This window comes from Mycobacterium tuberculosis H37Rv, assembly GCF_000195955.2.
In the GTDB taxonomy this organism is placed as follows: Bacteria; Actinomycetota; Actinomycetes; order Mycobacteriales; family Mycobacteriaceae; genus Mycobacterium; species Mycobacterium tuberculosis.
The window spans coordinates 122,226-133,843 of record NC_000962.3 but is presented as its reverse complement, the minus strand read 5'-3'; the positions used below and the strand labels follow the sequence as shown (position 1 = coordinate 133,843).

The window sequence follows — 11,618 nt, the reverse complement described above, 5'->3', positions numbered from 1 at the left end:
TGGCGAGTTTAGATGTGACCGCGTCGGATTCCCCGAAGACACGCGAAGACAAGCGGCTATCGGTTTTGATGTGTTCAGCTCAGGTTGAGGCGCCCACCGAACAGTGCGAGCAAATCGACTGTGCGCCAGCCGATCAGCACGACGAACGCAACCAAAACGGTGATCGTCACTGTGGCCTGGATCAAGTTCCGACGTTCCCTGGGCGCGTAGACGTAGGTCGCTGCCACCAGCGCACCCGTTACCAGCCCGCCGACGTGCCCCTGCCAGCTGATCGCCGGCGCGAGGAACGTGAAAGCCAAGTTGATCACGATGAGCGCGACGACCCAACGAACATCAAGGTGGAGCCGCCTGGCCACCATGAACGTGGCACCGAAAAGACCGAACACCGCCCCCGATGCCCCCGCCGTCGCCGTATTAAGCGGTGCGATCAGATAGACCAACACCGAGCCACCCAGCGCGCTCACCGCATACAGCGCGCCGAACCGCAACCGGCCCAGCCACATCTCCAACGGCGGACCCACCACATACAGCGCCCACATGTTCAACAGCAGGTGCATCGCCCCGTAGTGCAGGAACGCCGAGGTCACCAACCGGTAGGTCTGACCGCTGGCGACCGCGGGTGGCCACAAAGCGAGCTGCCGTTCCAGACCCATCACGGTCACTTGCATGACGAACACCAGCGCATTCAGCGAGATCAGCGTGTATGTAACCACCGGAGTTGCCGACCGCTGCCGCCCGCCGAATGGGGTACGAGGCTGCCGCACCGCCCGGGCGCCTTCGCGCACACACTCCGCGCACTGGTGGCCGACGGGACCCACGCGCATACATTCGCCACAGATGTACCGATCACATCGGGTGCAGCGGACGTAGGTCCGGCGCCCGGGATGGCGATAGCAGGTGGGCGACTCCGATGAGCTGGCGCCACTCATCGCACCATTGTTGCCTGCGCCGTTGGGCGGGATGCAACACGCCTAGCTCGGCCCGGGGGTTCCGGCGAAGCCGAATATCGTGCCGCCGCTGCCGCCAGCTCCGCCGGGCCCGCCGAACATGCCCGGGCCACCGTCACCGCCGTTCCCGATCAACCGGGCGTTACCACCGTTACCACCGGCCGATGCAGCAGCGTCACCCGCGCCTGCACCGCCACCGGTGCCGCCGTCGCCGATCAGCCCGCCGCTACCGCCGTCACCGCCCCTGCCACCTGGAATACCGGCCCCGAATCCGGACCCGCCGGCCCCGCCGGCCCCGCCCTGGCCGAACAGTCCGACAGCGTTGCCGCCCATACCGCCGTTGCCGGCCGACGTGCCCGGCCCGCCTAGACCGCCGGGGCCGCCGTTGCCGAACACCAAGCCCCCGTTGCCGCCCATCCCACCCGCCGAGGAGACTGCGCCGCTGCCGAGCTGGCCATTGCCGCCGGCTCCGCCGTTGCGGACGAACCCGGCGTTACCGCCAATACCGGCAAGCCCGCCGTTAACGTCACCCAGACCGCCGGTACCACCGGCCCCGCCATCGCCGAACACGCCGCCCAAGCCGCCGTTGCCGGCGTTTCCGCCGTCTCCGCTAGCGCCGTAGCCGCCGGCACCGCCGACCCCACCGTTGCCCATGAACCGGCCATTGCCGCCGCCACCACCGAGCCCGCCGTCGGCGCTGCCGATGCCCCCGGCACCGCCGGCCCCGCCGTGACCGAACAGTCCGGCGGTGCCGCCGTTACCCGCGTTGCCGCCGTTGCCGACACCGCCCATGCCGCCGACGCCGCCCATCCCGCCGGTACCTCCGCTGCCAAACAGACCGATGGCGTTACCGCCGGCACCGCCAGGCCCACCGTCACCGGTGGTGCCAATCCCACCGGCCCCGCCGGGCCCGCCGTTGCCGAACAGCAGCCCACCGGCGCCGCCCGCCCCGCCCGCACTGCCAGCTATCCCCGGCCCGCCGACGCCGCCGGACCCGCCGTTACCGATCAGGCCGGCTGCACCGCCGTTACCACCGGCCTGATCCACCCCGCCGGATCCGCCGTTGCCACCGTTGCCGAACAGCAACCCGCCGGGCCCACCGTCTTGCCCGGTGTTCGGTAACCCGTTGGCACCGTTGCCGATGATTGGTCGACCTAGCAATGCCTGGGTGGGCGCGTTGACCACGGTGAGGACGTTCTGCTGCACAGTCTGCAGAGCCTGCAGCGGAGTTGCGTTGGCTGTCTCTGCGGCCGCATAGCAAACCGCACCCATGTTGAGCGCCTGCACGAACTGGTCGTGGAACGCCAGTGCCTGGGCACTCAGCGCCTGATACTCCTGGGCGTACGCCTCGAATAGCGCTGCGATCAGCACCGAGACCTCATCGGCACCCGCGACCGATAGCGCCGTCGTCGGAGCGGCCGCTGCCGCGTTGGCTGTGCTGAGCGCCGATCCGATACCCGCCAGATGTGTTGCCGCCGCAGCCACCGTCGCCGGTGATGTGATCAAAAGCGACATCAGGGACCTCTGCCGTTTTCGGGCAAGCTGTCTGGTGGCTAGGAGCCAAATGTAGCGCGGCTTCCGGGGCACGTTGCGCCAATTGCGGGGATTCGGCTGTCCAACACGCATTCCCGCTCCGGCAGCTGGTCACAATCACTGGCGACCACCCAAGAGCGAGCCCGCCGCGGCCAACCCGCTGGTGCCTCCGCGTCGAGGTGGCGCACCACGCAGAGTGTTCCCTAGTCGGCTTAATTGCCTTACTGTGTTTCGCGTGGAGTCAAACGGAAATCCGGATTTGGTGCCCGTCGAAACATTGCACTCCGGTGACCCGATCACCGATGTCAACGGTGGCGGTCAGCGGTACATCGTCCTTGAGTCGAAGACCGTCGGTGACAGCTGCGTGGTGCTCGAGCTGGAGTCGAGAGTGAACCACCAGCTGCAGGTCATCGAGAAGTCCTTCCCGGCGGGTTACCACGTCGGCAGGGCCCACCACCGCATTTTGTGAGCCGATTTCGTCGGCCCCCCAATGTCGGCCGCACAATGCAACGCTTGGCCGCTTGCCGGCTGATTCACGGACCCCACCGCATCCACTGATTCGATCCGTGAGCCGTTAGCCAGGCGTTGCCGCGTCGTTGGGATCGTTTGGGTCGGTTTCACGTGCCCGCCACCGGCGCGTCACGGGCCCGCCCGTACTCAAGCTAGATCCGACACGGCGTCTGCATTCATCGCTCGCAGACCAAAGGGGTCCGGACTGCCTTCACCGGCGACCTCACCCGGCGAAGTATGCGCAAGTCGGTAGACATGGCGCTGATACGCCATCAGGATTAGGCGCGGTATCGGTAGTTGAAGGGTGACTCAGTGAAGATCCCGGGTGTGGCCACTGTCCTCGGTGGTGTGACCAACGGAGTAGCACAGACAGTGCGAGCCGGCGCCCGCTTGCCGGGGAGTGCGGCCGCGGCGGTGCAGACGCTGGCCAGCCCGGTGCTGGAGCTGACCGGCCCGGTGGTGCAGTCGGTGGTGCAAACGACTGGTCGCGCAATCGGGGTACGCGGTTCCCACAACGAATCGCCTGACGGAATGACACCGCCGGTGCGTTGGCGCAGCGGACGGCGCGTGCATTTCGACCTGGATCCGCTACTGCCATTCCCTCGCTGGCACGAGCATGCCGCCATGGTGGAGGAGCCAGTCCGCAGGATCCCGGGCGTGGCCGAGGCCCACGTTGAGGGCTCATTGGGTCGGCTGGTGGTCGAACTTGAACCTGATGCGGATAGCGACATCGCCGTGGACGAGGTACGTGATGTGGTTTCCGCGGTGGCTGCCGACATATTCCTGGCTGGGTCGGTGTCGTCGCCGAACTCGGCACCATTCGCCGACCCAGGTAACCCCTTGGCGATCCTGGTGCCGTTGACCGCTGCGGCAATGGATCTGGTAGCGATGGGTGCCACGGTCACCGGCTGGGTCGCCCGACTGCCCGCCGCACCGCAAACCACCAGAGCCCTGGCCGCTCTGATAAACCATCAACCGCGAATGGTGTCGCTTATGGAGTCGCGGTTGGGTCGAGTGGGCACCGATATTGCGCTCGCCGCTACGACGGCGGCGGCCAACGGGCTAACCCAGTCCCTGGGCACACCGCTGCTCGATCTGGTGCAACGCAGCCTGCAAATCTCCGAAGCGGCGGCGCACCGTCGCGTATGGCGTGACCGCGAACCCGCGCTGGCCTCCCCCAGACGGCCGCAGGCTCCGGTGGTGCCCATCATCTCGTCGGCCGGGGCCAAATCGCAGGAGCCGCGACACAGTTGGGCGGCTGCGGCGGCAGGCGAGGCTTCGCACGTCGTGGTCGGCGGATCCATCGACGCCGCGATCGACACCGCCAAAGGGTCAAGGGCCGGGCCGGTGGAGCAATACGTCAACCAGGCCGCAAACGGTTCGTTGATCGCCGCGGCCAGTGCACTGGTGGCCGGCGGTGGTACCGAGGACGCGGCCGGCGCGATCCTGGCCGGAGTACCACGTGCCGCGCACATGGGCCGACAGGCGTTCGCGGCGGTGCTGGGTCGCGGGCTCGCCAACACCGGGCAACTAGTCCTCGACCCCGGCGCGTTGCGCCGCCTGGATCGGGTGCGGGTGGTCGTTATCGACGGCGCAGCGCTGCGCGGTGACAACCGCGCCGTATTGCATGCACAGGGAGACGAACCCGGCTGGGACGACGACCGCGTCTACGAGGTCGCCGACGCCTTGCTCCATGGCGAGCAGGCACCCGAACCCGACCCCGATGAATTGCCGGCTACCGGTGCCCGCTTGAGATGGGCTCCGGCTCAAGGGCCGTCGGCAACGCCGGCTCAGGGCCTCGAGCATGCCGACCTGGTGGTCGATGGCCAATGCGTGGGCAGCGTCGACGTGGGGTGGGAAGTCGACCCATACGCAATCCCGCTGCTGCAGACCGCGCACCGAACCGGAGCGCGGGTGGTTTTGCGCCATGTCGCGGGCACCGAAGATCTATCGGCCAGCGTCGGTTCGACGCATCCGCCTGGCACGCCGTTGCTGAAGTTGGTGCGTGAGTTGCGCGCGGATCGCGGACCGGTATTGCTGATCACCGCGGTGCACCGGGACTTCGCATCCACCGATACGTTGGCCGCGTTGGCCATCGCTGACGTCGGTGTGGCTCTCGACGATCCCCGCGGGGCAACACCATGGACTGCCGACCTAATCACCGGCACCGATCTGGCCGCGGCGGTGCGGATCCTGTCAGCGCTTCCGGTGGCCCGGGCAGCCAGTGAATCCGCGGTACACCTCGCCCAAGGTGGCACCACCTTGGCCGGGCTGTTGTTGGTCACCGGTGAGCAGGACAAAACCACCAACCCAGCCAGCTTCCGTCGCTGGCTCAATCCGGTCAATGCCGCTGCCGCAACGGCTTTGGTGTCCGGAATGTGGTCGGCCGCCAAGGTGCTGCGGATGCCCGACCCCACCCCGCAACCGCTGACCGCCTGGCACGCGCTGGACCCCGAGATCGTCTACTCGCGGCTAGCCGGCGGCTCCCGACCCTTGGCCGTCGAACCCGGAATCCCGGCCTGGCGGCGCATTCTGGACGACCTGTCCTACGAACCGGTGATGGCGCCGCTGCGCGGCCCGGCACGAACCTTGGCGCAGCTGGCGGTGGCCACCCGCCATGAACTGGCCGATCCGCTGACTCCGATCCTGGCGGTGGGCGCCGCAGCATCGGCGATTGTCGGCAGCAATATCGACGCGCTACTGGTAGCGGGCGTGATGACGGTCAACGCGATCACCGGTGGGGTACAACGATTGCGAGCCGAGGCGGCGGCCGCCGAGCTATTCGCCGAGCAGGACCAGCTGGTGCGCCGGGTGGTGGTGCCGGCGGTAGCGACTACCCGACGTCGACTGGAGGCGGCCCGGCACGCCACCCGGACGGCCACGGTGTCGGCGAAGTCGCTGCGAGTCGGCGATGTCATCGACCTGGCCGCGCCGGAGGTGGTCCCGGCGGATGCGCGCCTGCTGGTGGCCGAAGACCTCGAGGTCGACGAGTCCTTTCTTACCGGCGAGTCGCTACCGGTGGACAAGCAGGTGGACCCCGTCGCCGTCAACGACCCCGACCGGGCCAGCATGCTGTTTGAGGGCAGCACCATCGTCGCCGGACACGCCCGCGCGATCGTGGTAGCCACCGGAGTCGGCACCGCCGCACATCGCGCGATCTCGGCGGTCGCCGATGTCGAAACGGCGGCCGGAGTCCAGGCCCGGCTGCGCGAGCTGACCAGCAAAGTGCTGCCCATGACGTTGGCCGGCGGCGCCGCGGTGACAGCTCTGGCGTTGCTGCGCCGGGCGTCGCTGCGGCAAGCGGTGGCCGACGGCGTCGCCATCGCGGTGGCCGCGGTCCCGGAGGGTCTACCGTTGGTGGCCACCCTCTCCCAGCTTGCCGCCGCCCAGCGCCTGACGGCACGTGGGGCGCTGGTGCGCTCGCCTCGCACCATCGAGGCGCTGGGCCGTGTCGACACCATATGTTTCGACAAGACCGGCACACTCACCGAGAACCGCCTGCGGGTGGTATGCGCGCTACCGAGCAGCACCGCAGCCGAACGGGATCCGTTGCCGCAGACCACCGATGCGCCCTCCGCCGAGGTGCTGCGGGCCGCCGCGCGCGCGTCCACGCAGCCCCATAACGGGGAAGGGCACGCGCACGCCACCGATGAGGCGATCCTCGCGGCGGCTAGTGCGCTGGCCGGTTCGCTTAGTAGCCAAGGCGATTCGGAGTGGGTGGTGCTGGCCGAAGTACCGTTTGAGTCCAGTCGCGGCTACGCCGCCGCGATCGGCAGAGTGGGCACCGACGGGATACCGATGTTGATGCTCAAGGGCGCTCCGGAGACGATCCTGCCGCGCTGCCGACTCGCCGACCCGGGCGTCGACCACGAACATGCCGAATCCGTGGTACGCCACCTCGCCGAGCAGGGCCTGCGTGTTCTGGCAGTCGCGCAGCGCACCTGGGACAACGGGACCACCCATGATGACGAGACCGACGCCGACGCTGTCGACGCCGTCGCGCACGATCTCGAGCTGATCGGCTATGTCGGATTGGCGGATACGGCCCGGTCTTCCTCGCGTCCGTTGATCGAAGCCTTGCTGGACGCCGAGCGCAACGTGGTGCTGATCACCGGCGACCATCCGATCACCGCCCGGGCGATCGCCCGCCAGCTGGGACTACCGGCGGACGCGCGAGTCGTGACCGGTGCCGAACTTGCCGTCCTGGACGAGGAGGCGCATGCCAAACTCGCCGCCGACATGCAAGTCTTTGCTCGGGTCAGCCCGGAACAAAAGGTTCAGATTGTGGCGGCGCTGCAGCGCTGCGGGCGAGTGACCGCGATGGTCGGCGACGGCGCCAACGACGCCGCGGCCATCCGGATGGCCGACGTGGGCATCGGAGTGAGCGGGCGCGGTTCCTCTGCCGCCCGTGGGGCCGCCGATATCGTGCTGACCGACGATGACCTGGGCGTGCTGCTCGACGCGCTGGTCGAGGGCCGCAGCATGTGGGCCGGTGTTCGTGACGCGGTGACGATTCTGGTCGGCGGCAATGTGGGCGAAGTTCTGTTCACCGTCATCGGGACGGCGTTCGGGGCCGGGCGGGCGCCGGTGGGGACTCGTCAACTGCTGCTGGTGAATCTGCTCACCGACATGTTTCCCGCGCTTGCGGTGGCCGTCACCTCGCAGTTTGCCGAACCCGACGACGCCGAATACCCAACCGATGACGCGGCCGAGCGAGCGCAGCGCGAACATCGACGTGCGGTGCTGATCGGGCCTACGCCCTCGCTGGACGCGCCATTGCTGCGTCAGATCGTTAACCGCGGCGTCGTCACCGCCGCCGGCGCAACGGCAGCCTGGGCCATCGGGCGCTGGACTCCCGGAACCGAACGACGCACGGCGACAATGGGTTTGACTGCACTCGTGATGACCCAGCTAGCGCAGACACTGCTGACGCGCCGGCACAGTCCGCTCGTCATTGCCACCGCACTGGGCAGCGCCGGGGTGTTGGTCGGCATCATTCAAACCCCGGTTATCAGCCACTTTTCGGGTGTACCCCGCTGGGACCGGTCGCCTGGACGGGCGTCTTCAGCGCCACGGCAGGAGCCACCGCAGTCTCAGCGCTGGCACCGAAGTGGTTGGCAAGCACAGTCGGTGTCGTGCAACCTGATGAACGCCCTGACGACGCGGAAGACTCTGACGCGGGTGGATAGAACCTATCGACGCCCTCGGTAGCATCCAGCGCGCGCTGAGCCGTAGTGTCGGCGTCTGTACCACGGGCTGGTAGTCGGGATGGATACCGGGGTTTCATCGAGATTCTCCTGAGTTGCGGTGTGCCGAGAATTCCCCAGCCGCATCGGGCATTTCGTGGCACGGGTCGTCATGCCAGTCGCCGAAAGGGTCGACGTAGGACTGCCAGCGTTGCGGAGATGCCATTTCGTCGTCGCTGAGCAGCGCCGCGTTCAGGGCATTGACGATGTCGGTCGGATCGGCGCCGCATACCAGTACCGTCATCGCGGTGTGCCGGTCTCCGAACGGGTAGACCCACATCAGGTCGGCGAACAACCGCCGCTCCAGGTCGACATAGGCCACCTCCGAGGCCGCCATCGCCGCCAACCACTTTCCGGCCGATGCGACCCGCAGACCGCCACCGGCTGATTCGAGCCACATGACCTGATCCGGCCGGTTGGCCAGCCACAGCCGACCTCGAGTGCGAACCACGCCATCGAGCAGCAGGTCAACCGCGGCATGCAGACGTTGCGGGTGAAACGGGCGGCGGGCACTGAATTCCACGATCGCAACCTCACCGTCGGCTGCCAACGGAGGCAGGCCCGCCAGCAATGGCGTGTGCGGGGTATCGGTACGACCCCTCCGTGAGTTGTCGTCCAGATGCGCCAGCGCCAGCTCGACGCGGTCGACGCCGCCGGTGATTCGCGCTCGAGGGGCCAGTCGGCGCAGAACCGCCACGGCGACCGGTTCCGGGTGGGTCAGCACCAGAAGGTCGGCGAACTCGGCCTGACCGACCGTCACTTGGGCCACCGTGCGCCCGTCGGGCAGTTCGTCCTCGCCGAGTGACTGCGGCAGCCACCTTACGCAGTCCACACAGGTCACCACGGCCGCGACCCGCACGTCGAGGGCGGCTGGTCCGTCTGGGTATCCGTGTCCGACGCAAACCCGCACGTGGTCGATCGCCCAGCAGATGGGCTGGGGCTCCAGCCACGGCGCCAGGTGCACGACGATCCGGCCGACATTGTCTCGGCGGTGCAGTCTGCGTAACAGCACCAGCAGGTCGTCGCGGATTGTGCACGACACACAGCCGTGGGCGAACTCCAAAGCGTCCTCCGTGGTGATCAATTCGCCACGGCTCAGCGTGGCAGTCATCCGTCGCACCACATGGCCGTCAAACCGGTGCTCCACGACCACCGTTCCGGTCCGGCGCAACAAGGCGCCCGTCACCTCGTCGGTGTGATCCTGACCTGCCACCAATATCACCGGAGTACGCATCGCCAAACCTTATTGAAAATGATTGCCATTAAACTGCACCCACGCTACCGTGCCGTGCAACGGTTGTCGAAAACTATTTTCAACAGGCTGGTCCGGGAGGAGGTTCGCCATGTCCGCCCGCTGCCAAATCACCGGCCGCACTGTGGGTTTCGGTAAGGCTGTGTCGCACTCACACCGCCGCACTCGGCGACGTTGGCCGCCCAATATCCAGCTCAAGGCCTACTACTTACCGTCGGAGGACCGCCGCATCAAGGTGCGGGTCAGCGCCCAAGGAATCAAGGTCATCGACCGCGACGGGCATCGAGGCCGTCGTCGCGCGGCTCGGGCAGGATCCGCCCCGGCGCACTTCGCGCGCCAAGCGGGCTCATCGCTCCGAACGGCGGCGATCCTGTGAGCACAACTGATGGCGCGCAACGAGATTCGTCCAATTGTCAAGCCGTGTTCGACCGCAGGGACCGGTTATACGTATGTCAACCTATGTCACTCGCAAGAACCGGCATAACGATCCCGTGATCCGCCGACAGCCCACGAGTGCAAGACCGTTACACCATCAAGGACTCGGACGCGCCGGCGTGCATGAGCCGGGTGCGAGCGACACCGTAGGCGATCTCACGCATTGCAGCGTCCCCATGCAGCGCGTCGCCGAAAGCCTTGCCGTCGAGCTCCCACAGGACCGATGGCTCACATGCCCGCACCGTCGCTATGCGCCGCATGCCACCGAGCAAACACGCCTCGCCGAAGTGGTCTCCGGCACCGAGTCTAAGGATGACCTTCCCGTCGACGAGCGCCTCAAGCTCGCCGGATTCGATGACAAAGAAGTGGTCGGCCCGCTCACCTTGGCGGAACAAGGTATAGCCGGAGCGCACCTGAAGGCGGCGATACCCATCGATCGAAAGCAACGGTAGCCGGCTGAGAGCTTGGAGCGGGACGTCGATGTTCAGAAACGATGCCACGATGTCGCCCTGGTCGATCAGCCCGAGATGCGGATGATCGGATGACATTTCGTCGGCGACCGCGACCGACGCATACAACACCGCGGCCGCCAACAACGCCATCGTGAGCGCCATCGACGCATCGCCGCACATGGGCGAACCGTCAAAGTTGACCGGGAAGCCCGAATTCAACAAGGTAGCGTCGACACTGCCGTCGGCTACCCTGAGGTCGGCATGGCAGTCAGGATTGGGCGTCGTGCGCCGACGCAACGCGACGGCATCGAACTCGCGATCGGACGAAGACGCCGACATCAGCAATACGCCGGGGCGCAGCAATTCGTGCATGCTGGCGGGCACACTGGTGGCGCCGGTGGCACCGATGATCACGTCATAGCCGCCGATCGCATTCGGAAGATCGATGGGCGTCATACAGCCGGAGCGCGTGTCGTACACGTCCACCCGGTCATGCAGCGGACGCAGCACATCGGCCAGGGCAGTGCCGATTGCGCCCGCGCCGGTGATCAGGATCGCTGCGCTTGAGTCGATGCCCGCGGTGCGCTCGAATGCCGTCTGTGTCACGCGTGCGGCGATGATCGGCGACTCGTATAGAAGCTTTGCCGACGAGCGGGCGATGTTGATGACGGGAAACCCCAGCGCACAACCGACGATTTTGGCGTAGCCGGCGGACGTCTGCTCGATTCCGATCACGTCGGCGCTCGCATCGAGCATGGCGCCGGCGACGGCTAGCAGCGATCCGCCGTCGTCGAGGAGCACGACACGAGCCGTACGCCCGGCCGTAAGCCGCGCCCAGGATTCGGCGAAAAACCGTTCTACGTGGCGGGTGTACTGGGTGTCGAATGATTCGTGGGGTGCGTAGGCGTCGCTGCAATCGTCGACATAGATGCCGTCGGCCCGCATCGCGTCGACAACTCCCGGGTGAGTGGAATAGCACTTGCCGATCACCGCGACGTTGCGCGGATCGAGGCCGACCCGAAATAGCGAACGCAGCATGGCGTGCGTTGTTTGCAGCAGGTGTTGGGCGGCGATCAAGATAACGCCGTCAAGGTTGCGGTCGCGACCAGCGAGGATCGCGTCCACGAGAGGAAACGTTGTGACGGGCGTCACAGTCGGAAACCTAGCACGCCAACCGCAGAAATCGGACCAAAAGAATCCATCGCCAGTGCATCCAGCGGGCCATAGGGAACCGATTACCGCC

General features: G+C 67.0%; 7 protein-coding genes. 3 read left to right on the top strand and 4 right to left on the bottom strand.

The annotated features are described in order from the left end of the window. Positions 1-74: 74 nt before the first annotated feature. Positions 75-824 carry an integral membrane protein gene (locus Rv0110; RefSeq protein ID NP_214624.1) on the bottom strand — a complete coding sequence of 250 codons (750 nt, stop codon included), beginning with the start codon at positions 822-824 and terminating at the stop codon, positions 75-77. A gap of 147 nt (positions 825-971) precedes the next feature. After that, a complete protein-coding gene (gene PE_PGRS1 / locus Rv0109) occupies positions 972-2,462 on the bottom strand; it encodes a PE-PGRS family protein PE_PGRS1 (RefSeq protein YP_177692.1) in 1,491 nt (496 codons plus the stop codon). 277 nt (positions 2,463-2,739) lie between these two features. On the opposite strand from PE_PGRS1, the gene Rv0108c reads away from it, so the two are divergent. Then, positions 2,740-2,949, top strand: coding sequence for a hypothetical protein (locus Rv0108c; RefSeq protein NP_214622.1), 210 nt, complete (start codon positions 2,740-2,742; stop codon positions 2,947-2,949). A 353-nt stretch (positions 2,950-3,302) separates the two neighbouring features. Further along, positions 3,303-8,201, top strand: coding sequence for a cation-transporter ATPase I (gene ctpI, locus Rv0107c; protein ID NP_214621.1), 4,899 nt, complete (start codon positions 3,303-3,305; stop codon positions 8,199-8,201). 72 nt (positions 8,202-8,273) lie between these two features. On the opposite strand, the gene Rv0106 is transcribed toward ctpI, so the two are convergent. After that, positions 8,274-9,470: a hypothetical protein gene (locus Rv0106; RefSeq protein NP_214620.1), complete on the bottom strand. Its 1,197-nt coding sequence runs from the start codon at positions 9,468-9,470 to the stop codon at positions 8,274-8,276. Between the two features lie 109 nt (positions 9,471-9,579). On the opposite strand from Rv0106, the gene rpmB1 reads away from it, so the two are divergent. Then, entirely contained in the window at positions 9,580-9,864 is a 285-nt protein-coding gene (rpmB1, locus tag Rv0105c) for a 50S ribosomal protein L28 (protein ID YP_177691.1), read from the top strand. Between the two features lie 148 nt (positions 9,865-10,012). On the opposite strand, the gene Rv0104 is transcribed toward rpmB1, so the two are convergent. Further along, positions 10,013-11,527, bottom strand: coding sequence for a hypothetical protein (locus Rv0104; protein NP_214618.1), 1,515 nt, complete (start codon positions 11,525-11,527; stop codon positions 10,013-10,015). Between the last annotated feature and the right edge of the window lie 91 nt (positions 11,528-11,618).